At 63.7% G+C, this 26,127-nt stretch carries 21 protein-coding genes and 1 pseudogene; 16 read left to right on the top strand and 6 right to left on the bottom strand.

Annotated elements, in window-relative coordinates; all coding sequences use genetic code 11:
• The 12 genes from VGP39_RS10360 to VGP39_RS10305 form a co-directional block, all read left to right on the top strand.
• On the top strand, nt 1-553 hold a 553-nt coding region (locus tag VGP39_RS10360), incomplete at its 5' end, for an ABC transporter ATP-binding protein (protein ID WP_327568010.1).
• A 30-nt stretch (nt 554-583) separates the two neighbouring features.
• On the top strand, nt 584-1,903 hold the full coding sequence (locus VGP39_RS10355) for an ABC transporter substrate-binding protein (protein WP_327568009.1): 1,320 nt from the start codon (nt 584-586) through the stop codon (nt 1,901-1,903).
• 81 nt (nt 1,904-1,984) lie between these two features.
• Nucleotides 1,985-2,944, top strand: a complete 960-nt coding sequence (locus tag VGP39_RS10350) for a sugar ABC transporter permease (RefSeq protein ID WP_327568008.1) — start codon at nt 1,985-1,987, stop codon at nt 2,942-2,944.
• A gap of 170 nt (nt 2,945-3,114) precedes the next feature.
• On the top strand, nt 3,115-4,050 hold the full coding sequence (locus tag VGP39_RS10345; protein ID WP_327568007.1) for a carbohydrate ABC transporter permease: 936 nt from the start codon (nt 3,115-3,117) through the stop codon (nt 4,048-4,050).
• 142 nt (nt 4,051-4,192) lie between these two features.
• Nucleotides 4,193-5,179 (top strand): D-erythronate dehydrogenase, encoded by a 987-nt coding sequence (gene denD, locus VGP39_RS10340; protein ID WP_327568006.1) that lies wholly within the window; start codon nt 4,193-4,195, stop codon nt 5,177-5,179.
• Between the two features lie 115 nt (nt 5,180-5,294).
• Nucleotides 5,295-6,464, top strand: coding sequence for an acetyl-CoA acetyltransferase (locus VGP39_RS10335; RefSeq protein ID WP_327568005.1), 1,170 nt, complete (start codon nt 5,295-5,297; stop codon nt 6,462-6,464).
• A gap of 3 nt (nt 6,465-6,467) precedes the next feature.
• Nucleotides 6,468-8,000, top strand: coding sequence for an AMP-binding protein (locus VGP39_RS10330; protein ID WP_327568004.1), 1,533 nt, complete (start codon nt 6,468-6,470; stop codon nt 7,998-8,000).
• Nucleotides 8,001-8,198: 198 nt separating this feature from the next.
• Nucleotides 8,199-9,401 carry a CoA transferase gene (locus VGP39_RS10325; RefSeq protein WP_327568003.1) on the top strand — a complete coding sequence of 401 codons (1,203 nt, stop codon included), beginning with the start codon at nt 8,199-8,201 and terminating at the stop codon, nt 9,399-9,401.
• Between the two features lie 3 nt (nt 9,402-9,404).
• Nucleotides 9,405-10,571, top strand: a complete 1,167-nt coding sequence (locus VGP39_RS10320; RefSeq protein WP_327568002.1) for an acyl-CoA dehydrogenase family protein — start codon at nt 9,405-9,407, stop codon at nt 10,569-10,571.
• Nucleotides 10,572-10,854: 283 nt separating this feature from the next.
• Nucleotides 10,855-11,991, top strand: coding sequence for a thiolase family protein (locus VGP39_RS10315; RefSeq protein WP_327568001.1), 1,137 nt, complete (start codon nt 10,855-10,857; stop codon nt 11,989-11,991).
• Nucleotides 11,988-12,359, top strand: coding sequence for a Zn-ribbon domain-containing OB-fold protein (locus VGP39_RS10310; RefSeq protein WP_327568000.1), 372 nt, complete (start codon nt 11,988-11,990; stop codon nt 12,357-12,359). The genes VGP39_RS10315 and VGP39_RS10310 overlap by 4 nt, the downstream gene beginning before the upstream one ends.
• Complete coding sequence (locus VGP39_RS10305) at nt 12,356-14,446, top strand: acetate--CoA ligase family protein (RefSeq protein WP_327567999.1); 2,091 nt, start codon at nt 12,356-12,358, stop codon at nt 14,444-14,446. Before VGP39_RS10310 ends, VGP39_RS10305 begins: the two co-directional genes overlap by 4 nt.
• A 130-nt stretch (nt 14,447-14,576) precedes the next feature.
• Here the strand turns inward: VGP39_RS10305 and VGP39_RS10300 are convergent, their stop codons facing one another.
• Nucleotides 14,577-16,307 carry a DUF255 domain-containing protein gene (locus tag VGP39_RS10300; RefSeq protein WP_327567998.1) on the bottom strand — a complete coding sequence of 577 codons (1,731 nt, stop codon included), beginning with the start codon at nt 16,305-16,307 and terminating at the stop codon, nt 14,577-14,579.
• A 146-nt stretch (nt 16,308-16,453) separates the two neighbouring features.
• Between VGP39_RS10300 and VGP39_RS10295 the strand changes: the two genes are divergently transcribed.
• A complete protein-coding gene (locus VGP39_RS10295; RefSeq protein ID WP_327567997.1) occupies nt 16,454-17,230 on the top strand; it encodes a gamma-glutamyl-gamma-aminobutyrate hydrolase family protein in 777 nt (258 codons plus the stop codon).
• Between the two features lie 8 nt (nt 17,231-17,238).
• Entirely contained in the window at nt 17,239-17,763 is a 525-nt protein-coding gene (locus tag VGP39_RS10290) for a carboxymuconolactone decarboxylase family protein (RefSeq protein ID WP_327567996.1), read from the top strand.
• A gap of 120 nt (nt 17,764-17,883) precedes the next feature.
• On the opposite strand, the gene VGP39_RS10285 is transcribed toward VGP39_RS10290, so the two are convergent.
• The 4 genes from VGP39_RS10285 to VGP39_RS10270 form a co-directional block, all read right to left on the bottom strand.
• Complete coding sequence (locus tag VGP39_RS10285; RefSeq protein ID WP_327567995.1) at nt 17,884-18,921, bottom strand: alpha/beta hydrolase; 1,038 nt, start codon at nt 18,919-18,921, stop codon at nt 17,884-17,886.
• Between the two features lie 106 nt (nt 18,922-19,027).
• Nucleotides 19,028-21,121 carry a TRAP transporter permease gene (locus VGP39_RS10280; protein WP_327567994.1) on the bottom strand — a complete coding sequence of 698 codons (2,094 nt, stop codon included), beginning with the start codon at nt 21,119-21,121 and terminating at the stop codon, nt 19,028-19,030.
• A 183-nt stretch (nt 21,122-21,304) separates the two neighbouring features.
• A complete protein-coding gene (locus tag VGP39_RS10275; RefSeq protein ID WP_327567993.1) occupies nt 21,305-22,471 on the bottom strand; it encodes a TAXI family TRAP transporter solute-binding subunit in 1,167 nt (388 codons plus the stop codon).
• A 140-nt stretch (nt 22,472-22,611) separates the two neighbouring features.
• Entirely contained in the window at nt 22,612-22,833 is a 222-nt protein-coding gene (locus tag VGP39_RS10270) for an acetyl-CoA carboxylase biotin carboxyl carrier protein subunit (protein WP_327568011.1), read from the bottom strand.
• Between the two features lie 137 nt (nt 22,834-22,970).
• Between VGP39_RS10270 and VGP39_RS10265 the strand changes: the two genes are divergently transcribed.
• Both VGP39_RS10265 and VGP39_RS10260 read left to right on the top strand, forming a co-directional pair.
• Nucleotides 22,971-23,861, top strand: coding sequence for an IclR family transcriptional regulator (locus VGP39_RS10265; protein ID WP_414644626.1), 891 nt, complete (start codon nt 22,971-22,973; stop codon nt 23,859-23,861).
• A complete protein-coding gene (locus VGP39_RS10260) occupies nt 23,858-25,417 on the top strand; it encodes an acyl-CoA carboxylase subunit beta (RefSeq protein ID WP_327567992.1) in 1,560 nt (519 codons plus the stop codon). Before VGP39_RS10265 ends, VGP39_RS10260 begins: the two co-directional genes overlap by 4 nt.
• A 111-nt stretch (nt 25,418-25,528) precedes the next feature.
• On the opposite strand, the pseudogene VGP39_RS10255 reads toward VGP39_RS10260, so the two are convergent.
• Nucleotides 25,529-26,085, bottom strand: a pseudogene (locus VGP39_RS10255) (MFS transporter); the annotation flags it as partial.
• Nucleotides 26,086-26,127: the final 42 nt, after the last annotated feature.

Below are 26,127 nucleotides of genomic sequence, written 5' to 3'. Positions count from 1 at the left end.
GCGCACCGAGATCAAGGAACTGCACCAGCGGCTGAAGACCACCACGGTCTACGTCACCCACGACCAGATCGAGGCCATGACCATGGCCGACAAGATCGTGGTGATGCATGACGGCATCGTCGAGCAGATCGGCACGCCGCTTGAACTCTACGACCGGCCCGACAACCAGTTCGTCGCCGGTTTTATCGGCTCGCCCGCGATGAATTTCCTGCACGGCAAGGTGAAGGTGAATGGCAGCGCCAGCTTCGAGGGACCGAACGGCGTGAAGCTGCCTCTCGCGAGTGCGCCGCCCGATTCCGACGGCCGGCCGGCGGTCTACGGTGTCCGGCCCGAGCATTTCACCATCGCCGACGACGGCGCAGAAGCCGAGATCGTGGTGGTGGAACCTACGGGGTCGGAAACCCAGGTTTTCGCCAAGCTCGGCGGCCAGCAGGTGGTCGCGGTATTCCGCGAACGCCATCAATTCAATCCGGGCGACAAGGTCCGGCTTAAACCAGATCCCGCGCTCGTCCATCTGTTCGATGAGACCACGGGTAAGCGGCTCAACGCCTGAACAACCAAAAAACCTTAAGGGAGAACCACGATGCATGATTTTACACGCCGCTCCGTAATTAAAGGCGGCACCGCACTTGCTGCGGCCGGCGCGCTGACCGGGCCGGCTTTGCTCGAATTCGCCAAGGCCTGGGCGCAGGCCTCGCCATGGAAAGCGGAAAAGGGCGCCAAGCTCACCGTGATGCGCTGGAAGCGTTTCGTGCCGGCCGAGGACGATGCGTTCAACGCCATGGTCGCGGCGTTCAAGACGGCGACCGGCACCGAGATGAACGTGTTCTCGGAATCCTTCGAAGACGTGCAGCCGAAGGCCTCGGTCGCGGCGAACACCGGATCGGGACTCGATCTGGCCTGGGGTCTGCATACCCTGCCGCAGCTGTTCCCGACCAAAGTGCTGAAGATGAACGACGTCGCCGACTATCTCGGCAAGAAGTATGGCGGCTGGACTGACGCCGCGGAAAAGACCTGCAAGCAGGGCAACGACTGGCTCGGCATTCCCGTCGCGACCATCGGCGGCTACATGACCTACCGCAAGTCGTCGATGGAAAAGGCCGGCTTCAAGGAATTCCCGACGGATTTCCCTGGCTTCCTTGCCATGTGCAAAGCGTTGAAGGCGAACAATACGCCGGCCGGCTACCCACTCGGTCACGCCACTGGTGACGCCAATGCGTGGCTGCACTGGATCCTGTGGGGCCATGGCGCCTACACGGTCGACAAGGACAACAAAGTCATTATCAACTCGCCGGAGACCGTCAAGGCGCTGGAATACGCCAAGGCGCTGTCGGACACCTTCATTCCCGGCGTCGCGTCCTGGAACGACTCGTCCAACAACAAGGCGTACCTCGCGGGCGAACTGCATTGCACCGCCAACGGCATCTCGATCTATGTTGCCGCCAAGGACGATGCGAGCAAGAAAGAGCTCGCGGACGACACCTACCACGCGCTGTGGCCGGTCGGTCCGGTCGGCAAGCCGACCGAACTGCAGCTCGCGGTTCCGATCCTTGCGTTCAACTTCACCAAATATCCAAACGCGGCAAAGGCCTTCATCGCCTTCATGCTGGAGAAGGAAAACTTCGACAAGTGGCTGTCGGGCGCGCGCGGGTATCTCACGCACACGCTCAATGCCTATGACGCTTCGCCAGTGTGGACTGCTGACCCGAAGAACCAGGTTTTCAGCCAGGCCAGCAAGCGCGCGCTTCCCGCATCGGGCATCGGTACGCCCGGCGAGAAGGCGGCCACTGCAATCGCCGACTTCCTCATCGTCGACATGTTTGCGAACTACTGCAGCGGACGTGACGACGCCAAGGGTGCAATCGCGGTGACGGAACGCCAGTTGAAGCGTATCTATCGTTGATGACACTGGAGCGGGCCGCGCAGGATTGCGGCCCTCTCCATCATTTTCCCAAGTCTGCGCCGATAGTACGGGATTCCGCCAATGGCTGACATCGCACTCGAACCCAGAGCCGCCAGGGCGCCGATCCGCGAGGCGACGACGTGGGACCAGGTCAGGACCAACCGCAACTGGCTTGGCTTTTGGTTCATGCTGCCGGCGATGGCGTTCCTGATATTTTTCCTCGCCTATCCGCTGGGCCTGGGCGTGTGGATCTCGTTCACCGACGCCAAGATCGGAAGGGCCGGTGAATTCATCGGAGTAGAGAATTACGAGTGGCTGTGGGGCGATACCATCTTCTGGCTCTCGGTGTTCAATACACTTTTGTACACCTTCATAGCGAGCGCGATCAAATTCGCGATCGGGCTGTATCTGGCGCTGCTCTTGAACGAGAACATGCCGTTCAAGGCGATGCTGCGGGCGCTGGTGCTGATCCCCTTCATCGTGCCGACCGTGCTGTCGGCGCTGGCGTTCTGGTGGATCTTCGACTCGCAATTCTCGATCATCTCGTGGTCGCTCAAGCAGCTCGGCTTGATCACCCAGAATATAAACTTCCTCGGCGATGTCGAATGGGCGCGTGCATGCGTGATCTTCGCCAATATTTGGCGCGGCGTGCCGTTCGTGGCGATCACGCTGCTCGCCGGCCTGCAGACCGTTCAGCCCTCGCTGTACGAGGCGGCGACGCTGGACGGCGCCAGCAAGTGGGAGATGTTCCGCTTCATCACCTATCCGCTGCTGACCCCGATCATCGCTGTCGTGATGACGTTCTCGGTGCTGTTCACCTTCACCGACTTCCAACTGATCTGGGCGATGACTCGCGGCGGCCCGGTGAACGCCACCCATCTTATGGCGACGCTGTCGTACCAGCGCGCGATCATCGCCGGGCAGTTAGGGGAGGGCGCGGCCATCTCCAGCGCGATGATCCCGTTCCTGCTCGCCGCGATCATGGTGTCCTGGTTCGGCCTGCAGCGCCGCAAATGGCAACAGGGAGAGAACAATGATTGAGTTGTCGCTCTCCATCGTGTCCCGGACGGGGTGCGGCATTCTTCATCCCGCTGCGCAGAGCCGGGACCCAGCTACTTGCGCGCTCGTAAAACCGGGGTCCCGGTTCTGCAGCGCACCGCTTCGCAAGGGCTACGCGCTGCGCTGCGCCCGGGACACGAGAGGGTCGCATCATGACTGACGTTCCCGCTCCCAAAATCGACCTTAAGGCGGTGCTGTCCGGCCCGGCACGGACCGTGGCGATGGACGACCACAGCGAGGGCATGAGCTACCTGCAGTCGGTGCCGCGCCGGATGGTCACGCTGTATCTGCCGCTGGCGATCATCGTGTTCGTGCTGCTGTTTCCGTTCTACTGGATGGGGCTGACGGCGATCAAGCCGGACGAGCAACTGCTCGATCTCGACAAGTTCAACCCATTCTGGACCTGGAATCCGACCTTCAAGCACATCCACAAGCTGCTGTTCGAGAGCTATTATCCATGGTGGCTGTGGAACACGATGTATGTGGCGGTCTGCGCCACCGTGCTGTCGATCGTCGCCTCCGTGCTCGCGGCTTATGCGATCGTCCGCCTGCGCTATCGCGGCGCACAATGGGTCGGCGGGTTGATCTTCCTGTCCTATCTGGTGCCGCCGTCGATCCTGTTCATTCCGCTCGCGACCGTTGTGTTCCAGTACGGCCTGTTCGACTCGCCGATGGCGCTGATCCTGACCTATCCGACCATCCTGATCCCGTTCTCGACCTGGCTGCTGATGGGCTATTTCAAGACCATTCCGTTCGAGCTGGAGGAATGCGCGCTGATCGACGGCGCGAGCCGCTGGCAGATACTGACCAAGATCGTGCTGCCGCTGGCAATTCCGGGATTGATCTCGGCATTCATCTTCTGCTTCACGCTGTGCTGGAACGAATTCATCTACGCCCTCACCTTCCTGCAATCGACCAGCAACAAGACCGTGCCGGTGGCGATCGTCAACGAGTTCGTCGACGGCGACATCTATCGCTGGGGCTCGCTGATGGCCGGTGCGCTGGCTGGCTCGCTGCCGCTGGTCATCCTCTACGCGTTCTTTGTCGAGCACTACGTGTCGGCGATGACCGGCGCGGTGAAGGAGTAACCCTTAACCGTCATCCTGAGGAGCCCGCGTAGCGGGCGTCTCGAAGGATGGCCACGAGTCCCGTTGCCGATCCTTCGAGACGCGGCGCAAGTGCGCGGCTCCTCAGGATGACGGTGTTTAAAATTCAAACAGGAGTCTTCTCTTGCACATCCTCATTCTCGGCGCGGCAGGCATGGTCGGCCGCAAACTCACCGAACGCCTGCTGCGCGACGGCCGGCTCGGAAAAACCGACATCACGCGGATGACGCTGCAGGACGTGGTGGAGCCGGCCAAGCCCGCCAATGCCGGATTTCCGGTCAACACGATCGCCGGCGATTTCGCGGTGCCGGGATTTGCGGAAAAACTGGTCGCCGATCGCCCCGACGTGATCTTTCATCTTGCCGCCATTGTCTCCGGCGAGGCCGAGCTCGATTTCGACAAGGGCTATCGCATCAATCTCGACGGCACCCGGATGCTGCTCGACGCCGTAAGGCTGATCGGCGGCGGCTACAAGCCGCGCGTGGTATTCACCTCGTCGATCGCGGTGTTCGGCGCGCCATTCCCCGACGCCATCGGCGATGAGTTCTTCCACACGCCGCTGCTGAGCTACGGTACGCAAAAGGCGATCGGCGAACTGCTGCTCGCCGATTATTCGCGCCGCGGCTTCATGGACGGCATCGGCATCCGGCTGCCCACCATCTGCATCCGCCCCGGCCTGCCCAACAAGGCGGCGTCCGGATTCTTCTCCAACATTTTGCGTGAGCCGCTTGCCGGCAAGGAAGCGGTGCTGCCGGTATCGGAGGACGTCCGCCACTGGCATGCCTCGCCGCGCTCGGCGGTCGGCTTTTTGATTCACGCCGGCACGATGGACACCGCCGCGGCCGGCCCGCGCCGCAACCTCACCATGCCCGGCCTGTCGGCGACGGTCGGCGAGCAGATCGCCGCATTGAAGCGGGTGGCCGGCGACAAGGTGGCGGCGCGGATCAAACGCGAGCCGGATGCATTCATCACGGGGATTGTCGATGGCTGGCCACGGAATTTCGACGCCAGCCGCGCCCGAAAACTCGGCTTTACCACCGCCGAGAAGACTTTCGATGATATCATTCGTATCCATATAGAGGATGAACTCGGCGGAAAGTTCGTAAACTAGCTCGTCATGCGCGGGCTTGACCCGCGCATCCATCTATCTTCACAAGAGTCTTGCGAAGAGGATGGATTGCCGGGTCAAGCCCGGCAATGACGCAGGTGAGACAGGGAGAACCACCATGACAGCCAGCATCGTCGGATGGGCGCACACGCCGTTTGGGAAATTCGACACCGAGACCGTCGAGAGCCTCGTGGTCAAGGTCGCGAATGAAGCGCTCGCCGATGCCGGCATCTCGGCTGCCGATGTCGACGAAATCGTGCTCGGACATTTCAACGCCGGCTTCTCGCCGCAGGATTTTACCGCCTCGCTGGTACTGCAGGCCGATCCGCAATTGCGCTTCAAGCCGGCCACGCGGGTCGAGAATGCCTGCGCCACCGGATCGGCGGCGGTGCATCAGGGTGTTCGCGCGATCGAGGCGGGCGCCGCAAAGATCGTGCTGGTGGTTGGCGTCGAGCAGATGACGCGCACGCCGGGCCCCGAGATCGGCCGCAATTTGCTGCGCGCCTCGTATCTGCCGGAGGACGGCGACACCCCCGGCGGATTTGCCGGCGTGTTCGGTAAGATCGCGCAGGCCTATTTCCAGAAATACGGCGACCAGTCCGATGCGCTGGCGATGATCGCCGCGAAAAACCACAAGAACGGCGTCGCTAACCCTTACGCGCAGATGCGCAAGGATTTTGGCTACGACTTCTGCCGCTCGGAAAGCGAGAAGAACCCGTTCGTGGCTCGTCCCCTGAAGCGCACCGATTGCTCGCTGGTGTCGGATGGCGCCGCGGCGCTGGTGCTGACGGATTCGGAAACTGCCAAGACCATGGGCAAGGCCGTCAACATCAAGGCCACCGCGCATGCGCAGGACTTCTTGCCGATGTCGAAGCGCGACATCCTGCAGTTCGAAGGCTGCACCGTGGCCTGGCAGCGCGCACTGCAGAAGGCAGGCGTGACGCTGTCCGACCTGTCCTTCGTCGAAACCCACGATTGTTTTACCGTCGCCGAATTGATCGAATACGAGGCGATGGGTCTGACGCCGAAGGGACAGGGCGCCCGCGCCATCAAGGAAGGCTGGACGCAGAAGGACGGCAAGCTGCCGATCAATCCGTCCGGCGGCCTGAAGGCAAAAGGCCACCCCATTGGCGCCACCGGCGTCTCCATGCACGTGCTCAGCGCGATGCAGCTGCTCGGGCAGGCGCCCGAGGGCATGCAGATCAAAGACGCAAAACTCGGCGGCATCTTCAATATGGGCGGGGCGGCGGTCGCGAATTATGTTTCGCTGCTGGAGCCGGCGAAGTAAGCGATGAACGTTGCCGAATGGCTGGCGGCGACCGCCCGGTTGCACCCACGGTCACCGGCGCTGCTCCGTAGCTTCGATCTTGAAGCGGACTACGAAACGTTCGCGCGGCGCGCCGCCGCGATCGGCGCTGCGCTTCGACTCGACTACGGCATCCAGCCCGGCGACCGCATCGGACTGTTCGCATCCAACTGCACGCAATACTTCGAGTGCCTCTATGGCATCTGGTGGATTGGTGCTGCCGCGATTCCGATCAACGCCAAGCTGCACGGACGCGAGGCGGCGTGGATCTGCTCTGACGCCGGCGCGAAGCTGACATTCGTTTCCGACGACACGATCGAGGCTTTGGCGGAAACCACATCCGAGCTGCCGGCGTCGATGAAGACGCTGTCGATGGACAGCGCCGCTTATCGCAGCATGCGCGCAGGGGAGGGCACGCCATCGCCGCTGTCGCGCGAAGTGAATGATCTGGCCTGGCTGTTCTACACCTCCGGCACCACCGGCCGGCCAAAAGGCGTGATGCTGAGCCACGGCAATCTGGTGGCGGCGACGTTGTGCTACCTCGCCGATGTCGACGCGGCGACGCCTGACGATGTCTCGCTGTATGCCGCGCCGATCTCACACGGCGCCGGTCTCTATCACCTTCCTCACGTCCGGATGGGCGGACGCCACGTCATCCCCGAATCCGGCGGCTTCGACCCGGACGAGGTGCTCAATATCGGCCGACAGCTCGGCAATGTCGTGATGTTCGCCGCGCCCACCATGGTGCGGCGGTTGGTTGATGCCGCCAAACGCCGTGGCGAGAACGGCGAGGGGCTGCGCACCATCATCTATGGCGGCGGCCCGATGTATCTCGCCGATATCAGCGACGCCATCGCTACCATGGGCCAGCGTTTTGTGCAGATCTACGGCCAGGGTGAATCGCCGATGTGCATCACCTCGCTGGGCCGGCACTGGCACACCGATACGGAGCATCCGCGCTATCTCGAACGGCTGGCATCGGCGGGACCCGCGCAGAGCGTGATGCAGGTTCGCATTACTGACGCCGACGGCAAGCCGTTGCCGCCAGGCGAAACCGGCGAGATCGAGGCCAAGGGCGCCGCGGTGATGCTGGGCTACTGGAACAACCCGAAGGCCAATGCGGAAACATTGAAGGATGGCTGGCTGCGCACCGGCGACGTCGGGCAGCTGGACGAGGACGGCTTTCTCACGCTGTCGGACCGTTCCAAGGACGTGATCATTTCCGGCGGCACCAACATCTATCCGCGCGAGGTCGAGGAGGCGCTGCTGACGCATGCGGATGTGCGGGAAGTGTCCGCAATCGGCGCGCCCGATGCGGACTGGGGCGAGATCGTGGTCGCCTGCGTGGTGCTGGAGCCGGGCGCCGCCGCCGACGACCAGACGCTGGACGCGCATTGCCTGAACTCGATCGCACGCTTCAAGCGGCCGAAGCGCTATGTCTATCTCGACGCGCTGCCGAAGAACAATTACGGCAAGGTGCTGAAGACCGAGTTGCGCAAGATGATGGGGAAACCGTAGGGTCGGCAAAGGCGCGACTTCGCGCCGTGCCCACCATTGAGCATCGTATGGGGTAATGGCGGGCACGCCACCGGGCGCGTTCGCGCCCGGCGACTTTGCCCAGCCAAATCCCGGCCCTTGATCTCCCCGTTCCCATGCCGTTACTAGGCCTTGCGAAAACGGCTGGGATCACAGCGCCGCGCCGGAGCGAACGACACCATGGGACCCCTGCAGGGCGTCAAGATCATTGACCTGACCACGGTGCTGATGGGGCCGTACGCCACCCAGATGCTCGGCGACTACGGCGCCGACGTCATCAAGATCGAGACGCTGGATGGCGACGTCACGCGGCAGATCGGCCCGACCCGGCATCCCGGCATGGGGCCGGTGTTCCTCAACACCAACCGCAGCAAGCGCAGCATCTGCCTTGATCTGAAGAAAGACGCCGGTCGCGACGCGCTGCTGCGCCTGATCGCATCGGCAGACGTGCTCGTCTACAACGTTCGTCCGCAGGCGATGGAGCGCTTGCGGCTCGGCTACGACGTGGTCGCAAAGGTGAACCCGCGGCTGATCTATGCCGGCGTATTCGGCTTCGGCCAGGATGGCCCTTATGCCGCAAAGCCCGCTTATGACGATTTGATCCAGGGCGCCACCGCGCTGCCCGCGCTGATGGCGCAGACCGGCGACGGCATTCCGCGCTACGTTCCCAACGCGCTGGTCGATCGCATCGTCGGCCTCACCGCCGTGGGCGCGATCTGCGCAAGCCTGGTGCATCGCGACCGCACCGGGCGCGGCCAGCGCGTCGATATTCCGATGTTCGAAACCATGGCCGGTTTTGTCATGGGCGACCACATGGGCGGGCTCACTTACGAGCCGCCGCTCGACAAAGGCGGCTATGCGCGGCACCTGTCGCGCGACCGGCGGCCCTACAAAACCTCCGACGGTTTTATTAGCGTGATCGTCTATAACGACAAGCAGTGGGAAAATTTCTTCAAGGCAACGGGACGGGATGATTTGCGCCGCGATCCGAAATTCGCGACCTTTGCCGGGCGCGCGGTCAATATCGACTTCGTGTATGCGGAGCTTGCGCGCATCTTCGAGACGCGCACCACCGCGGAGTGGTCCGATCTGCTGACCAAGGCCGATGTACCGGTGATGCCCATGCACGATCTCGAGAGCATCTTGCGGGATCCGCATCTCGTTGCGACCGATTTCTTTCCCGTCGTAACGCATCCCAGCGAAGGCGCGATCCGCAGCATGAAGGTTTCCGCAAGTTTCTCGGAAACAACGGCGGAGCCAGTGCGCCTGGCACCAAAACTCGGCGAGCAAAGCGAAGAGGTGTTGCGCGAGGCCGGTTTCTCGCCGGACGAGATCGCAGCGATGGTGCGCGACGGCGTCACAAAGATCGCGGCGCGGAGCTGAACGATGGATTTCGCGCTCACGGCCAACCAGGAACAGGTCCGCGACGCGGTGGCAAAAATCTGCTCCCGCTTCGACGACGCTTACTGGCTGAAGAAAGACAAGGAAGGCGGTTATCCCGCCGACTTCCACAGGGCGCTGGCCGACGGCGGCTGGCTCGGCATCTGTATTCCGGAGGAGTATGGCGGTTCGGGTCTCGGGATCACCGATGCCGCGATCATGATGCGGACGATTTCGGAATCCGGCGCAGGGATGTCCGGTGCGTCTGCCGTGCATATGAACGTGTTCGGATTGAACCCGGTCGTGGTGTTCGGCACCCCCGAACAATGCCAGCGCATGTTGCCGCCGATCGTGTCGGGTGCGGAAAAATCCTGCTTCGCCGTCACCGAGCCCAACACCGGGCTCAATACCACGCAACTGAAGACGCGCGCGATGCGCAGCGGCGACAAATACATCGTCAACGGTCAGAAGGTGTGGATTTCCACCGCGCAAGTGGCGGAAAAGATCTTGCTGCTGGCACGCACCACGCCGCTGGAGGACGTGAAGAGCCCGACCCGCGGCCTCAGCCTGTTTTACACGGATTTCGATCGCAAGCGCATCGCCGTGCACGAGATCGAGAAGATGGGCCGCAAGGCGGTAGATTCCAACGAGCTGTTCATCGCGGATTTCGAGATTCCCGTCGAGGACCGCATCGGCGAAGAGGGCCGCGGTTTCGAATATATCTTGCATGGCATGAATCCGGAGCGGATTCTGATCGCGGCGGAAGCGGTAGGCCTCGGCGAGCTGGCGCTGTCCCGCGCCGCCGCTTATGCCAAGACCCGCATCGTATTCAATCGCCCGATTGGAAAGAACCAGGCGATCCAGCATCCGCTGGCAAAAAACTGGATGGAGCTGGAAGCGGCGTGGCTGATGACGCTGTCCGCAGGCTGGCAATACGACCAGGGCCTGCCCTGTGGGCCCGCGGCCAATGCCGCAAAATACCTTGCGGGCGAAGCGGGTTTCCAGGCTTGCGAGCAGGCGGTGATGACTCATGGCGGCTTCGGCTACGCCAAGGAATATCACGTCGAGCGTTACTTGCGCGAAGCCCTGATCCCGCGCATCGCGCCGATCAGCCCGCAGCTGATCCTGAGCTTTATTGCCGAGAAAGTGCTCGGCCTGCCGAAGTCGTATTGATGACCAGGGTCATTGCGAGCGCAGCGAAGCAATCCAGAACCCCCTCCCTTCCCTCCCCCGCTCGCGGGGGAGGGTTAGGGTGGGGGGATTGCTTCGTCGCAAGTGCTCCTCGCAATGACGGACTGCCGGACTCCACCTCTCCCGCAGGGACAGGTCGGATCGCATCGTCAGATGCGATCCGGGTGAGGGGTTACGGACGAACGATAGGTCGTACCCCCTCACCCCAACCCTCTCCCCATGGGAGAGGGAGCGCGCTGCCGGTGCGTTCGCGGATGTCACCCACATGAGTTTCATCACCGGCGTCGGTCTCACGTCATTTGGAAGGCATGAGGGCGCTTCCACGCTAGACCTGATGAGCAGGGCGGCGGAACTCGCCATCGCCGACGCCGGGCTGAAACGCGCCGAGATCGACGGCGTTCTCTGCGGCTATTCCACCGTGCAGCCGCACATCATGCTGGCCACGGTGTTCGCCGAGCATTTTGGCATCAAGCCTGCTTACGCGCACGCTGTGCAGGTCGGCGGCGCCACCGGTCTGGCCATGACCATGCTGGCGCACACCATCGTGGAAGCGGACCTCGCAAAGCACGTGCTGGTGGTATCGGGCGAAAACCGTCTCACCGGACAAAGCCGCGATGCCGCGATCCAGGCGCTGGCGCAGGTCGGCCATCCCGAATATGAGATGCCGTTGGGACCGACCATTCCGGCGTATTATGGGCTGGTTGCCTCGCGCTACATGCATGAATACGGCCTCCGCCAAGAAGACCTCGCGGAATTCGCGGTGTTGATGCGCGAGCACGCGGCCGATCATCCCGGCGCGCAATTCCGCGACAGGATTACGGTCGCCGGCGTGATGAATTCCAAACCGGTGGCGCTGCCATTAAAACTGCTGGATTGCTGTCCGGTGTCCGATGGCGGTGCTGCGTTCGTGGTCAGCCGCGATCGTACCGGCGAGACCGGCGTGCGTGTGCGCGGCTGCGCGCAGGCGCATACCCACCAGTATGTGACCACGATCCCGCATTTCGATGCGATGGGCGCGGCGATATCGCTCAAGCGTGCCAGGGCCGCTTCCGGCCTCGGGATCGGCGATGTGCGATACGCCGGCATTTACGACAGTTTTACGATTACGCTCGCCATGCTGCTGGAAGAACTCGGCCTTGCCGGCCGCGGCGAGGCGGCGGCGCGGGTTCGATCAGGCCATTTCAGCCGCGCCGGCGCGATGCCCCTCAACACCCACGGAGGGCTGTTGAGTTACGGCCATTGCGGCGTTGGCGGCGCGATGGCGCATCTGGTGGAAACGCAGCTGCAGATGACAGGCCGCGCCGGCAATCGCCAGGTGCGCGATGCATCGATCGCGCTGCTGCATGGCGACGGCGGCGTGTTGTCGTCGCATGTCAGCATGTTCCTGGAGCGGGTGCGATGAGCGGCGAGGCAGAGCACGTCGCGGATTGGACCAAGGGCGAACACGCCATCGTCTACCAGTCCTGCGCGGCTTGCGGCGCCACGCAATATTTCCGCCGCAGTTTTTGCGCCGCCTGCGGCACGCCGGACCCGCAAGACAAACGCGCCAGCGGGCAGGGCACCGTCTACGCCACCTCGCTGGTGGTCCGCGCCGCGACGCCGGAAGCGCGCGCGCACGTACCCTACAACATCATTCTGGTCGATACCGCCGAAGGCTTTCGCATGATGGCGCACGGCGACAACGACCTCAAAATCGGCGACCGGGTCACCGCGCGCTACCAGCGCTTCACCGATCGTCTCGTTCCCTATTTCACAAGGACCAAATCATGAGTCGTCTGCGAGCCGCCCTAGACCCGAAATCCGTCGCCGTGATCGGCGCCTCGGAGAACCCCAACAAGGTCGGCGGCCGGCCGGTGCACTACCTCGACAAGTTCGGCTTTGCGGGCAAAATTTTCCCGATCAATCCGTCGCGCTCGGAAGTGCAGGGACACAAGTGCTATCCGAGGCTCGCCGATCTGCCGGAAGCGCCCGAAATGGTGATCGTCGCGGTGGCCGGCGACAACGCGATCGGCGCGGTGGAAGATTGCGCGGCGCATGGCGTCAAGATCGCGGTGGTGATGGCATCGGGTTTCGGCGAGGTCGACGCGGTCGCGGGCAAGGCGAAGGAACGCCGCATGGTGGAAGCCGCGCACAAGACCGGCATGCGCATCGTCGGGCCGAATTCGCAGGGGCTGGCCAATTTCGGCACTGGCGCCATCGCCAGCTTTTCCACCATGTTCATGGACATGGACCGCGTCGAGGGCCACGTCGCGATGCTGAGCCAGAGCGGCGCGCTCTCGACGGTGCCGGTCGGGTTTCTGCGCCAGCGCGGCATCGGTGTGCGGCACACCCACGCCACCGGCAATGACGCCGACATCACCGTCGGCGAGCTCGCGGTGGCAGTGGCCGAGGACCCGGAGGTAAAACTGCTGCTGCTGTATCTGGAGAGCATCCCCGAAAAGAAATATCTCGAGGAACTCGCTGCTGTCGCGCTCGACCGCGATTTACCCATCATCGCCTTAAAATCCGGCCGCTCCGAAGCCGGCCGCCAGGCCGCGCAATCGCATACCGGCGCGCTCGCTAATGAAGACCGCGTGGTCGACGCATTTTTCGAGCATCACGGTATCTGGCGCGCGCCTGACATGCGCGGCCTGGTCGAGGCCACCGAGCTTTATCTGAAGGGCTGGAAGCCGAAAGGGCGGCGCCTCGTCGCCATCAGCAATTCCGGCGCGGTCTGCGTGATGACGGCGGATGCCGCCACCGCCGTGGGCATGCCGATGGCCAGGCTGGCGGATGAGACCGACAGGAAACTCAAGGGCATCCTGCCGAGCTTTGCCACCACCACCAACCCGATCGATCTCACCGCGGCATTGCTCTCCAACAGCTGGCTGTTCGGTGACATCCTGCCGGTGATCGCGGAAGACCCGGCGGCCGACGCGTTCCTGATCGGCGTGCCCGTGGCCGGCCCCGGTTACGATGTCGAAGCCTTCGCGCGCGATGCCGCGGCGTTCGGCAGGCAAACCGGCAAGCCGCTGGTGGTCGCGGCGACGCAGCGCAGCGTTGCCGATCAGTTTTCCGCGGAAGGCTGCACGGTTTTTCCGACCGAAACCGAGGCGGTCACCGCGCTGCACCAGTTCCTCGCGCATCGCGAATTGATGGCGCGCACGCTTGCACGCAAGGCCGCGCGCGGCGCCGCGGGCGCGCCGGCGGACGCGTCGGCGGCCACCACCATGCTCAACGAAGCCGACAGCCTGGCGCTGCTCGCCGCGGGGGGCATTCCGGTGGTGCCGTATCGGCTGTGCCGGTCGCGCGCGGAAGCGGGGGCGGCGTTTGAATCGATCGGCGGGCCGGTGGTGGTGAAGGGCTGCTCGGCCGACATTGCGCAGAAGTCGGAGCTTGGCCTCGTCAGGCTCGGCGTCAGGACGCGCGAGGAGGCCGGCGAAATCTATGCGCAGATGGAAGGCGTCATCCGCCAGCACGGCGCGCGCTTCGACGGCGTCATCATTGCGGCAATGGTGGGCGGGCGGCGCGAGATCATGATCGGCGCACACCGCGATCCGGTGTTCGGGCCGGTGGTCGCGGTCGGCGACGGCGGCAAATATGTCGAGATTTTCCGCGACACCACGCTGTTGCTGCCGCCGTTTTCGAAAGACGATGCGAAGGCCGCGCTTGGCAGATTGCGGATCGCGCCGCTGTTCGCCGGCGTGCGCGGCGAGCCGCCAATGGATGTCGACGCGCTGTGCGACGCTGCGGTGAAGATCGGCGAGCTGATGCTTGATCCGGCAGCCAAGGTGGTGAGCCTCGATCTTAACCCGGTGTTGCTGGACTCGGCCGGCAAGGGCTGCGTGGTGGTGGATGCTGTGGTGTTTCAGGGGTGACTCTCTACGAGTCGTCCCCGCGAAGGCGGGACCCATAACCCCTGGCGCTGCTTGTTGCAGAAGGCCTCTGCCCCGGTGCCGAAACGAGACGACACGGCGTATGGGTCCCCGCCTTCGCGGGGACGACGAGTCACTTCTTCCGCGCCCGCTTCAGTCCGTCGAGCTGGCCCGCGATCTCGCCGGGCTCCGTCACCGGATACGAACAGAACGTGCTGGTGCAGGCGAACGCCGCGGGGCCGTCCGGATAATCGGGATAATCGACATCGATGTTGGCGAGTTTGCCTTCGCGCTTGTCCCACCACTCCGCGCGCTTGTTGGGAAGCGGATAGGCCAGCGCCGCCTTGTACAGCGCTGCCGAGCGCGCATCGTCCTTGGGCCCGACGATGGTGACATGGACCGGCTCGTTGCGCAGTTCGTCCTCGGCCAGCAGCACATCGGGCAGGAAGCCGTAGGCGTCCAATATCGGCGGCGACGTCAGATAACCCATGCCGGCTTCGGCGATTTCGCGGTAGTGGCTATCGCCGGTATAGGACGACAGCAGGCTGAACATCCGCACCGCCGTGACATTGTCCTCGCGCTGCTTGACGGGTCTTGTCAGTTGCTGCGCGTCCGGAGAGGCAGAGGCGACAAAGCCGCCGGTAGCGGGATCGATGAAGGTTTTTGCGATGAAGTCAGCGGTGGCCCGCGCATGGTTAAGCCATTCGCGCATCCCGGTGGAGCGATGCAGCGCCAGCAGCGCCTTCGCCATCTCGACATTGTCGGCGAGATAAGGCCCGCCCTTGTCTTGCGCGGCGTGGCGGAAACCGCCGCCGGGCAGGGCGCGGTTGGCCAGCGCCCAGCGCGCACCCGAACTCGCGAGCTCGCGCGCTTCCACCACGCCGGTCGCGTCGTAATAGGCCAGCAGGCCCGAGACCGCCTGCGCGGTCTCGCGGGCGTATAGCCGCTTGTCGACGCCGGGCTCGCCTTCGCTGAGGCCCATCGAGGCGTAGAAGCCGCCGCCGGGCGCGGCCATGGTGTCCTTAAGGAAGCCGTAGATGCGGTCGGCGGCCTGCCGGTAGGCAGGATCGCCGAACATCACGGCAGCCCGCGCGTAGGCGGTGAGCGCGGCCTCCTGCGCGAACATCGGAAACTCGCGGGCCGGCTCCGACCAGTCGGGTTTTAGATTGACTTGGCTGATAGCGCCGCCGTCGTCGATCATGGTGCCCGCCATCAGCGTCAGAACCTTTTTGATGCGTGCGGCGTTTTGCTGGTCGCCCTGCCGCGCGCGCTGCAACGCCCAGGTCAGCAGCGCGCTATCGGAGAATTTGGATTTGCTCCAGCCGCCGTGCTCGTCATCCCACGCCTTGTCGATGAAGCCGAGGATTTCGTCGCGCTGCGCGTCGGTCAGTCCCGTCGCCAGTATGCGTCCGCGTTCGGCTCCGCCGGGTTCGGGGTATTCGACCGGGGAGGGGTCTTCAATGGTGGCGGTGAGTACCGGAATGAAATATTGCGGCGAGTAAAAACCGCGCAGTTTGGCGATCTCGGTGCCGTCGGGCCCGAAGATGATGGTGGCGGGCCAGCCCCAGCGCTCATAGCGCTGCGAGATGTCCGGCCGGCTGTCCTGATCGACATAGACCGGGATGAACTTGTCCTTGAGGACGCCTCGAACGTCCGCGTCGGACCAGGTTTCGCGGTTCATCACATGGCACCAGCGGCACCACCAGGATTGCAGCGAAACCACCACGAATTTCTTCTCGGCCGCCGCGCGGGCAAAGGTCGCCTCGCTCCATTCGCTCCAGAAGCCGTCGCTGTTCTCGATCGGCGCGGCGCGGACGCCCGCCGCTGCAATCAGCGACAACAGCAGCACTCCGATGCGGATCATTGGTCGCCCTCCGGGTCGCAATCCCTAGCGGTACACAGTGTCAGATGGCAGCCCATGCTCAATTCACAGGGCCGTGAGCTTGATCCGGCGGGCCCTGCCGGGCATGATCCGGCGCCGGGGCGAGGGAAAAGGCAGGAAGCGATTCGATGAGAAGACCGGTGGTGGGCGTGATCGGAAACGCGCATCGCGTCGAGAACCGGTTCGTCGTGCAGATGGTCGGGGAGCGCAACCTTCGCGCCGTGGCCGACGTCGCCGGCGCGCTGCCACTGATGTTTGCCGGCGCGCCTGAGATCACCGACATCGGCGCGCTGCTGGACGTGGTTGACGGCGTAGTGCTGACCGGCGCGCGCGCCAATGTGCATCCGACCCGTTTCGGCACCGAGCCGAACCCCAGGCATGAGCCCTACGATATCGAACGCGACGATCTGGCGCTGTCGCTTTCGGAGGCCTGCGTCGCCCGCGGCGTGCCGCTGTTCGGCATCTGCCGGGGCTTGCAGGAGATGAACGTCGCATTCGGCGGCTCGCTGCATCCGGAGATCCGTGAACTGCCGGGACGGATGAACCACCGCATGCCGCGGCTGGAGAACGGCGAGATTCATCCGGATCACGCCGTGGTTTTCGCCGACCGCCACGACGTGGCGCTGCTTCGCGGCGGCGCCTTCGCGACACTGCTCGGTTGCGAAACCATCCGCGTCAATTCGCTGCATGGCCAGGGTATTCTCGAACCCGGCAAGCGCGTCGTAGTCGAAGGCGTCGCGGAAGACGGCACCATCGAGGCGATCCGGATCGCGGATGCGCCGGGATTTGCGCTCGGCGTGCAGTGGCACGCCGAGTACGACCCGCAGCATAACCCGATCAATCGCAAGTTGTTCCAGGCGTTCGGCGAGGCGCTTGTCGCGCATAAGCGGCAGCACAAGGTTTGAGATAAAGCATGGCGCGCATCGAGTATTCCGACCCGGCAAAACTGGACGACCGCACCAACGGCATCGTCGCAAAGAACCGCAATGCCAACATCTTCCGCATGATGGCGCACTCGCCCGATTATCTCAGGCAATACTGCCGCCTCGGCGCCGCCATCCGCTTTCGAGGTGAGTTAGACCCGGTGTTGCGCGAACTGGCGATCACCCGCACTGGCATCCTGTGCGAGGCGCCGTATGAGGTGGTGGCGCACAAGCGCATCGGCAAAGGCGCCGGCGTGACCGACCAGCAGAACGCCGCGCTGGAGGACTGGAGATCGGCCACATGCTTCGACGAGGTGCAGCGCGCTGCGCTGGCGTTTACCGACGAGGTCGTCACGTTACACAAACCCACCGACGCGACGCTCAACGCCATTGCCGCCAAGCTCACGCCGGGAGCGTTGATCGAACTACAGCTCTCGATCGGATTCTACGTCATGACCTCGAAATTCCTGGAAACGTTCGGCATCGACATGCAGGCTGTGAACGACGTGGTGTAGAGCCCTAGGGTGGCCAAAGTCATCGGGCGCGCGAACGCGTCCGGTGGTGTGCCGACCCCTAGTCGCGACCCGCTCTCAATGGTGGGCATGGCGCAACAGCGCCTTTGCCCACCCTACCGGCTACAATCCGGCCGCCTCATCCAGGAACGCCTGCACCGCCTTGAACAGCTCGAGCCGGTTTTTCTCCATGATGATGCTGTGGGTGCCTTCGGCGAGCTGTACGTAGCGTTTGCCCGGCGCGTTGACCAACAGCGGGAACAGCGTCTGCGCCATATAGGATGGCGTGTCCTGATCCCACTCGGCATTGATCAGGAGCGTTGGCACCGTGATTTTGGCTGGGTCGTAATACGCTTTGCCGGCGCCGAAGAAATCGGCACCGTCCTGCACGACGCCGTTGGGCGCGCGCAGCACCGGGGGATCCATCTTGCCGCCTTCGGGGTCGGTCGCCCAAGTGGCGTCGGCCCAGGCGTCGAACCAGCCCGCCGGAATGAGCCCGGCCTTCTTGTTCTCGGCGACGCCGGTCATCCATCGGCCCAGCGCCTGGTCCCTGCGCACCATCCGGTAGGCGGGAATCGGACCCGGACCGGCCTGCACCAGCGACGGGGTAGTGCGAATCCAGGCCGGCGCATACAGCACCAGTCGTTCGACCTTGGCTGCGTTCTGGGTCGTGTACGTGGCCATCAGCGTCGTACCCCAGGACCAGCCGAGCAAATCCAGCCGCGGGATATTGCGCCGCTTCAGGATGAAATCGACCACGGTGGAAATGTCCTTCACCGCCGTATCGCCGCGCACGATGGGCGGGTTCGCCTCCGGCTTCTCGCTCATTTCCTTCGGCCGGGTCGACTTGCCGTAGCCGCGCAAATCAAGCAGATAGACGTCGTAGCCGCGCGCGGCGATGTAGTCCATCCATGACATGCCGCCCAGCTGCAGGTCGAAGGCGGTCGAAGAGGGATAGGTCGCGCCGTGCACATAAAGAAGGGTGCGCTCCGGCCGGAACGAAACCATGTCGGCGGGCCGCTTGTTGCGCACATAGATTTCGATGCCGGCATCACTCGACGGCACCATCATTTCTTCCATGGTGACCTTGGGCGTCTGCGCGAGCGCGGCGGGTGCGATGATCATTGCGATGGCTGCAAGCAGTGCGGGTGATACGCGCATATGACTCTCCCTTTTTGTAACGCGGCTTGTTTGAGGCTCTTGAAGGGCCGTTTTTCCGGTTGTCAGAACAAGACCACAAATCCGGCTTCGGCGGAAGCCTCTACGCTCAACGCGCCTGCAACTGGCCTTGTACCAGCGCGGTGCGCCGCACCAGCAGCAGCGCGATCAGGACGGTCGGGATCAGGATCGCAAAACCGAGACTGGTGATCTGCAACTGAGACAGCGGCATGATGCCGCCGCCGGGCGTCGCTATCACGAAGCCGCCGAGCACCAGCAATACGCGCAGCGGCCATTCAAGTTTCCCGGCGCCGCGGAGATCGCCGACCCCGGTCTGATAGCCCTGGATGCCGCCGCAGATGAACAGCGTGCCGAAGGCGGCGAGCGCCATCAGCCCGAGCGCTTCGAAATACGGGCTGTCGCCCTGCAGCACCAGCGCCGGGTTCAAGACGAAAAAGAACGGAATGAAATAGATGATGCTGCCGACCCACATCGATTCCCATCCGGTTTTCATCGCCGGGGAGCCGGCGATGCCGGCCGCGGCAAAGGAGGCGATGGCGACCGGCGGGGTGATCGACGACAGCATGCCCCAGTAGAAGATGAACATGTGCACCGCCATGCGGTTGAGGCCGAGCTTTTCCAGCGCCGGCGCCACCAGGATGGCGAGGAAGATGTAGCAGGCCGTGGTGGTCAGCCCGAGGCCGAGCACGAGGCTGGTGAACGCGCACATCCCGAGCAGCAGGAACGCGTTGTCGCCGGCGATGCGCAGCAGATCGTTGGCGAGGCTGGACACCACGCCGGTCATCGAAAATGCGCCGATCAACAGACCGCAGCCGGCGAGAATGCCGACCAGCTCGACAAAGGTGCGGCCGTTGACCTCGAGGAATTTGTTGATGGTGGCGAAGGTCCAGCGCGTCTCCTTTGAAAACAGCTGGTTCAGCACCAGCAGCAGCGCGGTGGCATAGAACGGTGCGTGGCTCTCGCGCTTGAAATGCAACAGCATCACCACCAGCAGCACGATCACGAAGATGTAGTACCAGCCGTCCTTGATCGTATCCATCACCTTGGGCAATTCCGAGCGCGGGATGCCGAGCAGGCGATGCCGGGCGGCATAGGCATCCACCTGCATGAAGAGTCCGAGATAATAAAGCGCCGCCGGAATGATCGCGGCGACCGCGACCTCGGCGTAGCTCACATTGAGAAACTGCGCGATCACGAACGCGGTCGCGCCCATCACCGGCGGCGCCAGCACCGCTCCGGTCGAGGCGCAGGCCTCGATCGCCGCGGCATAGGAAGCGCGAAAACCGCTCTTCTTCATGACGGGAATGGTCATGGTGCCGGCGGTCAGCACGTTGGAGATGATCGAGCCGCTCATCATGCCGAGCAGGCCGCTGGCGAAGATGCAGACTTTTGCCGCGCCGCCGCGGAACGTGCCGCACATTGCAAACGACAGGTTGATGAAGAATTTGCCGGCGCCCGTCATCATCAGCGCGGTGCCGAATACCAGAAAGCCGATCACGGTGTCGGCGAAGGCCTGAATCGGAATGCCGAGCAGGCTCTCGCCCGACAGCACGTGATAGGAGGTGGCCTGCTCCAGCGTCGATTGCGTGCCGCGGAACGGACCGAGCCATTTGGCGTCCGCGAACAGCGGATAGACTGTGAACGGAAATACGCTGAGCAGCAGGCTCCAGCCGCCGGTGCGGCGCAACGCCTCCATCAGCACGAACCACATCACCACGCCGGCGACGATGACGGTCGTCGGCGCGCCGCCGAATTCCCAGCCGGCTTCGGCGGCCTTGCGCACCGATCGCATCAGCACGATGGCCGAGATGAAGGTCGAAACGAAAAGCAGGATGTCGTACCAGGGAACGCGGTCGAGCGGCGATTTCTCCGAGTTCGGAAAGATCAGGAAGGTGAACGGCAGCATCAGCGCGATCAAAAGATAGAAGTATTCGGTGTTGAGCTGGGTGTATCCGATGAAAAACCGCAACGAGAATTGCTGGTTGATGCATAGCAGGATGGTGACGGCGGTCGCTACAATCAGCGCCCAGCGCCAGGCGCCGCGCAGCGTGCGCACCCGCGAAACTTCGGCCTCCTGCAGGCCGCCGATGCCGGCATGCGGATCGTCGAACTCGATACGTTTGGCGCCCGCAGCGGCTGCCGCCGCGGGTATGTCATCAGCGGATGATGAGGCGGACGACATCGGCACTCCCGTCTGCGTTCAAGTCACCTCTCCCCGCAGGGGAGAGGTCGGATCGCACGAAAGATGCGATCCGGGTGAGGGGCCTATCCGCGAGTCCGAGTGCGTGGAGAGCTCCCTCACCCGAAGCCTGCGCTGCGCTCCGGCTTCGACCTCTCCCCTGCGGGGAGAGGTTAGGAAACGGCATTATTCGTCAAATCCGTTCGGCATATTGGCTTTCTGCAGCGCCGTGGCGCGCGCTTTCATCCAGCCGTCCAGGAACGCCTTGTCATCCGACGGCGGGCTGGACTTGCCGTAGTCGGCCCACGCCGCCGTCAGGACGGCCTGCCGCTTGAACAGCGCGTTGTTATGCGCCTCCTGCGCGTCGCTCCACTGACCGGCTTCCTTCAGCGCCTTCACGGCGCCCGGATGAACCGGCACCACCCAGTTCTTGGTCTGGCGCTCGGCGGCAAGGCCGCCGGCGCCGGCGGCGGCATCCTTGTAGGCGTCATAGCCGACGATCATCGATTTCGTGATGGAGTAGACCTGGTCGGCGGGCACCGTTCCGTACACCATGAAAATCGGATACGGATAGTTTCCGAGTTCGATCGGTTTATCCTTGGAAATGCCGGCGCCGCAGGTGGCCATATGCCGGAAGAAGAACGATCCGACTTTCTGCACGCGTTCCCAGCCGGCCTTGTCGTTGTGCGGAAGCGGCGGCCAGATGATGCCGCGCGGCGAGGTTTCGGCTTCCTTCGCCGGCCCGGTGATGGTGGTCGCGAACGCGGCGTCGGTGTCGTTGTTGATTAGGCCCTTCCACATTGCGCCGTAGCTGGAGAATTCGACGGCCTTGACGTCGCTTTGCTTGAGATCTCCGAACGCCAGGATCGCAAGCGAGTTTTGATTGAGGGCCGGCGAGCCTACGACGAAGCCGACACGCTTGCCTTTGAGCTGCTTGATCTCGGTCACGCCGGTGTCGCGCGCGACGCCAAGCGACGCTGCGTTGCAGTCGACCGACGACAGCACCAGCTGCAGCGGCTGCGGGCCCCACTCTTTGGCCCCGAACTCGAACACGCCTTCCTGCGCGAAGTAGGTGCCGGAGCCCATTGCCGAGACGACCGCGCGGCCTGCGCGTAGCGGTGCGAGCCGCGCGACATCGTTGCCCGCGGGGAGCACGCGCACATCGGTGCCGTACTTGTCCTTCATCATCTTGCCGACGGCAACCGCAATGTTGAATCCGGCGGTGCCGGTGTCGTAGGCGGTGAACGTCATGGTCGGCGGCAGTTTGACGTCTTCAGCGCGTGCCGCAGACAACGCCAATAGCGAGGCGCTCGCAAGAGCAGCCGACGCAAGCGCAATGATCCGATGAATCATGTTTCCCTCCCCAGATGCATTCGCCTTTGCGAATTGCGATTTTGTTGACGCAACAATGTCATTGGCCGGGTGCGATGGCAACGCCCGAGGTCTTCAGCGAGCCGCTGGACAGATTGTCGCGGCGTTCGATGAACCCGCTCTCACGTCTCGATGATCGCCAGCACCTGTCCTTCAGCAACGACGTCGTCGATCTTGACGAGCACTGACTTGAGCTTTCCCGCAGCCGGCGAGGGGACCGGGATTTCCATCTTCATTGCTTCGACGAATACGATGTCGTCGCCGTCATTGACGCTGCTGCCAGCCTCAACCGGAAGCGCGCAAACGCGTCCCGCTACCTCGGTCACAATCCTGATCTCTGGCATTCCGTTCTCCGAAGGAACCGTTTTGACGACAATGCCTTCGCGAACGGCCTGCTGTTGTGGCGGCAGATTGCCTGAGGTAGCTTGTTCTGCAAGTGGAATTTTATTCCGCATAGCGGAATGACGGCGGGCATTTGAACATGGGACGACGCTCGGAACGGCTCAGCAAGCAGGGCATGCTCGCGGGCGATCTTAACGGCGATGGCGATGTCATTCAGGTGGTGTCGCGCGCGTTCGACGTGTTGCGCTGTTTTGAGGGCCACGAGGCGCGGCTCGGCAATCTGGAGATTTCCAACCGCTGCGGCTTGCCGCGCTCCACGGTGTCGCGCCTGACCCACACCCTGACCCGGATGGGCCAGCTGGTATATTTGCCGCGCGATCAAAAATACCGGATCGGGCCGAGCGCGGTGGCGATGAGCACCTCGATGGTGCGCGGGCTGCAGCTGCGCAACCTGATCCGGCTGCGGCTGCAGGATGTCGCCGAGCAACTGCCCGGTACGGTCGGGTTCGTGATTCCGGACCGGTTTCACCTAGTCTATCTCGAATACGGCCGCGCCGCCCGTGCGATCGGTCTGCACTCCACCACCGGCGACCGCATCGCGATGGCGAGCACGGCTGCGGGCCATGCCTATACCGCCGCGCTCGATGTCGATGTCGGCAACGCGCTGCTGGCAGAAATGGAACGCGAGATCCCGGAGGAAGCAAAGCTGCTGCGCGCGCGGATCGAAGCCAACCGCCGCTTCCTGCGCGAACACGGCTATGTCGTCGCCTGCGGATTGTGGAGCCCGCACATCAACGGCCTTGCGGTGCCGCTGTGGTCGCCGCAATACCAGACATTCGTCGTCGTCACGATCGGGCTGTTGTCGGCGATGTATGACGAGAAGCGCCTGCACAGGGAAGTGGCGCCCACAATGCTGGAATTGAGCGCCGCGATCGGCGGCATGCTGGAGAATGCCGATCTGTTCCATAATCGCTTGCAGGACCCGGCAATCCCGGCACCACAAGAAAATCATCGAAGAGGATGCGAATGAACTGGAAGCCGGAACTCGACGACCTCGCCCGGCGCGAAGCGTTCGCGCGCGAGATGGGAGGCGTTGACAAGGTCAAGCGGCAGCGTGACCAGGGCCGGCTCACCGTCCGCGAGCGCATCGATCAGCTGGTCGACGCAAAAAGCTTCCACGAGATCGGCGCGATTTCCGGCGTCGGCGAATACAACGATAACGGCGAACTCACCGGCCTGACGCCGGCGAATTGCGTGTTCGGCCGCGGCAAGATCGACGGCCGCACCGTCGTCGTGGTCGGCGACGATTTTACCGTGCGCGGCGGGTCGGCGGATGCCTCGATCTCAGCCAAGCCGCTGATGGCGGAGGAGATGGCGCATGACTTTCGCTTGCCGATCGTCCGGGTGATCGAGGGTTCCGGCGGCGGCGGCTCGGTAAAAACCATCGAGACCAAGGGCGCCGCCAACCTGCCGGGCGGCATCGGCGGCACCCGCTGGTACTGGTACACGACGGCGAACATGGCACGCGTGCCGGTGGTGGGCCTCGGGCTAGGCTCGGTGGCGGGGCTGGGCGCCGCGCGGCTGGCTGCCAGCCATTATTCGGTGATGACCAAGAGCTCGGCGATGTTCGTGGCCGGTCCGCCGGTGGTCAAACGCCTGGGTCAGGATCTCAGCAAGCAGGAACTCGGCGGCTGGGAAATCCAGACCCGCGCCGGCGGCGTCGACGACGCGGTCGATACCGAAGAGGAAGCCTTCGGCCGAACGCGGCGTTTTCTGTCCTATTTGCCGTCGTCGGTCCACGAACTGCCGCCGACATTGCCTTGCGAGGACGATCCCGAGCGCGCCGAGGAATCGCTGATGAAGGCGGTGCCGCGCAACCGCCGCCAAGTCTACAAGATGCGGCCGATTATCGATGCGGTGGTCGACAAGGGGTCATTCTTCGAGATGGCGTCGAATTTCGGCCGCCCGATCATCGCGGGGCTGGCGCGGCTGGAGGGACGGGCGGTGCTGCTGCTCGCCAGCGATCCGTTCCACTACGGCGGCTCATGGACCGCGGATGCATGCCAGAAGGTGGTGCGCTACGCTGATCTTGCCGAAACCTTTCATCTGCCGGTGGTCTATCTGATGGACTGTCCCGGCTTCATGATCGGGCTCGAGGCCGAGAAGGCAGGGACCATCAAGCACGGCGTGCGCGCCATGGCGGCGGTCAACCAGACCACCGTGCCCTGGTGCACCATCATCGTGCGCAATTCGTTCGGCGTCGCCGGCGTGGTGCATCAGCCGGCGGACCGGTTTTCGATGCGCTATGCCTGGCCGTCGGCCTATTGGGGCTCGCTGCCGCTGGAAGGCGGCATCGAAGCGGCCTATCGCGCCGACATCGACGCGGCAGACGATCCAAAAGCAAAACTGCAGGAGATCGAGAACCGGCTCAACAAGCTGCGCTCGCCGTTCCGCTCGGCCGAAAAGTTCTGGGTCGAGGAGATCATCGACCCGCGCAAGACCCGCTCGCTGCTATGCGAATTCGCGCGCCTCGCCGAACCGCTGCGCACGCCGGGGATGGCGACGAATATGACGATCAGGCCTTGATGTTCATCGTCATGGCCGGGCTTGTCCCGGCCATCCACGTCTTGAGCGAACCGCGATGTCCGAAAGACGTGGATGCCCGGGACAAGCCCGGGCATGACGGAGTTGTCGTTGCTACGCCGCCACCGGCTTCGGTGCCCGCGAAATCATCAGCACGATGAGCGCGGCGACGATGCATAGGGCGCCGGCGGCGAAGAAGGCCGGCAGGTACGTCGCCCATACGGTGCGCGATAGCCCCGCACCGAACGCCGCGGTCGCGGCGCCCAATTGATGGCCGGCAAAAATCCAGCCGAACACCAAATTTGCGCGCTCCGGCCCGAACCGCTGCGCCGTGAGGCGCACCATCGGCGGCACCGTGGCGATCCAGTCGAGGCCATAGAACATCGCAAACAGCGACAGGCCATAGAACGAGAAGTCGGTGAAGCGGAGGAACAGCAGCGACAGCCGCGCAGGCCGTAATACCAGAACAGCAAATAGCGGTTGTCATATCGGTCCTACAGCCAGCCCGACAGCGTCACGTTGCGCGGGCCGAAACGGTTGAGCAGCGCCGCGGCAAACGGCGCCATCAGCCCGAACAGCATGAAGCGGATCGACAGCGCCGAGGAGATCTCCGCGGTGGTCCAGCCGAATTCCTGCTGCAGCGGCACAATGAACACGCCGGGCGCACCGACAGCCAGCTGGAAATCATAAGGTTTCCGATCAGAAATTACTCA

This window comes from Bradyrhizobium sp. (assembly GCF_036009065.1).
In the GTDB taxonomy this organism is placed as follows: Bacteria; Pseudomonadota; Alphaproteobacteria; order Rhizobiales; family Xanthobacteraceae; genus Bradyrhizobium.
The sequence above is the reverse complement of the archived record's forward strand: the minus strand, read 5'-3'. Positions and strand labels throughout refer to the sequence as shown.

What these genes read in the sequence shown, in the direction of transcription:
- VGP39_RS10355 (WP_327568009.1), top strand. Translation starts at nt 584, where the DNA reads ATGCATGATTTTACACGCCGCTCCGTAATTAAAGGCGGCACCGCACTT.
- VGP39_RS10350 (WP_327568008.1), top strand. Translation starts at nt 1,985, where the DNA reads ATGGCTGACATCGCACTCGAACCCAGAGCCGCCAGGGCGCCGATCCGC.
- VGP39_RS10345 (WP_327568007.1), top strand. Translation starts at nt 3,115, where the DNA reads ATGACTGACGTTCCCGCTCCCAAAATCGACCTTAAGGCGGTGCTGTCC.
- VGP39_RS10335 (WP_327568005.1), top strand. Translation starts at nt 5,295, where the DNA reads ATGACAGCCAGCATCGTCGGATGGGCGCACACGCCGTTTGGGAAATTC.
- VGP39_RS10330 (WP_327568004.1), top strand. Translation starts at nt 6,468, where the DNA reads ATGAACGTTGCCGAATGGCTGGCGGCGACCGCCCGGTTGCACCCACGG.
- VGP39_RS10325 (WP_327568003.1), top strand. Translation starts at nt 8,199, where the DNA reads ATGGGACCCCTGCAGGGCGTCAAGATCATTGACCTGACCACGGTGCTG.
- VGP39_RS10320 (WP_327568002.1), top strand. Translation starts at nt 9,405, where the DNA reads ATGGATTTCGCGCTCACGGCCAACCAGGAACAGGTCCGCGACGCGGTG.
- VGP39_RS10315 (WP_327568001.1), top strand. Translation starts at nt 10,855, where the DNA reads ATGAGTTTCATCACCGGCGTCGGTCTCACGTCATTTGGAAGGCATGAG.
- VGP39_RS10310 (WP_327568000.1), top strand. Translation starts at nt 11,988, where the DNA reads ATGAGCGGCGAGGCAGAGCACGTCGCGGATTGGACCAAGGGCGAACAC.
- VGP39_RS10305 (WP_327567999.1), top strand. Translation starts at nt 12,356, where the DNA reads ATGAGTCGTCTGCGAGCCGCCCTAGACCCGAAATCCGTCGCCGTGATC.
- VGP39_RS10300 (WP_327567998.1), bottom strand. Translation starts at nt 16,307, where the DNA reads ATGATCCGCATCGGAGTGCTGCTGTTGTCGCTGATTGCAGCGGCGGGC.
- VGP39_RS10295 (WP_327567997.1), top strand. Translation starts at nt 16,454, where the DNA reads ATGAGAAGACCGGTGGTGGGCGTGATCGGAAACGCGCATCGCGTCGAG.
- VGP39_RS10290 (WP_327567996.1), top strand. Translation starts at nt 17,239, where the DNA reads ATGGCGCGCATCGAGTATTCCGACCCGGCAAAACTGGACGACCGCACC.
- VGP39_RS10285 (WP_327567995.1), bottom strand. Translation starts at nt 18,921, where the DNA reads ATGCGCGTATCACCCGCACTGCTTGCAGCCATCGCAATGATCATCGCA.
- VGP39_RS10280 (WP_327567994.1), bottom strand. Translation starts at nt 21,121, where the DNA reads ATGTCGTCCGCCTCATCATCCGCTGATGACATACCCGCGGCGGCAGCC.
- VGP39_RS10275 (WP_327567993.1), bottom strand. Translation starts at nt 22,471, where the DNA reads ATGATTCATCGGATCATTGCGCTTGCGTCGGCTGCTCTTGCGAGCGCC.
- VGP39_RS10270 (WP_327568011.1), bottom strand. Translation starts at nt 22,833, where the DNA reads ATGCCAGAGATCAGGATTGTGACCGAGGTAGCGGGACGCGTTTGCGCG.
- VGP39_RS10265 (WP_414644626.1), top strand. Translation starts at nt 22,971, where the DNA reads ATGGGACGACGCTCGGAACGGCTCAGCAAGCAGGGCATGCTCGCGGGC.
- VGP39_RS10260 (WP_327567992.1), top strand. Translation starts at nt 23,858, where the DNA reads ATGAACTGGAAGCCGGAACTCGACGACCTCGCCCGGCGCGAAGCGTTC.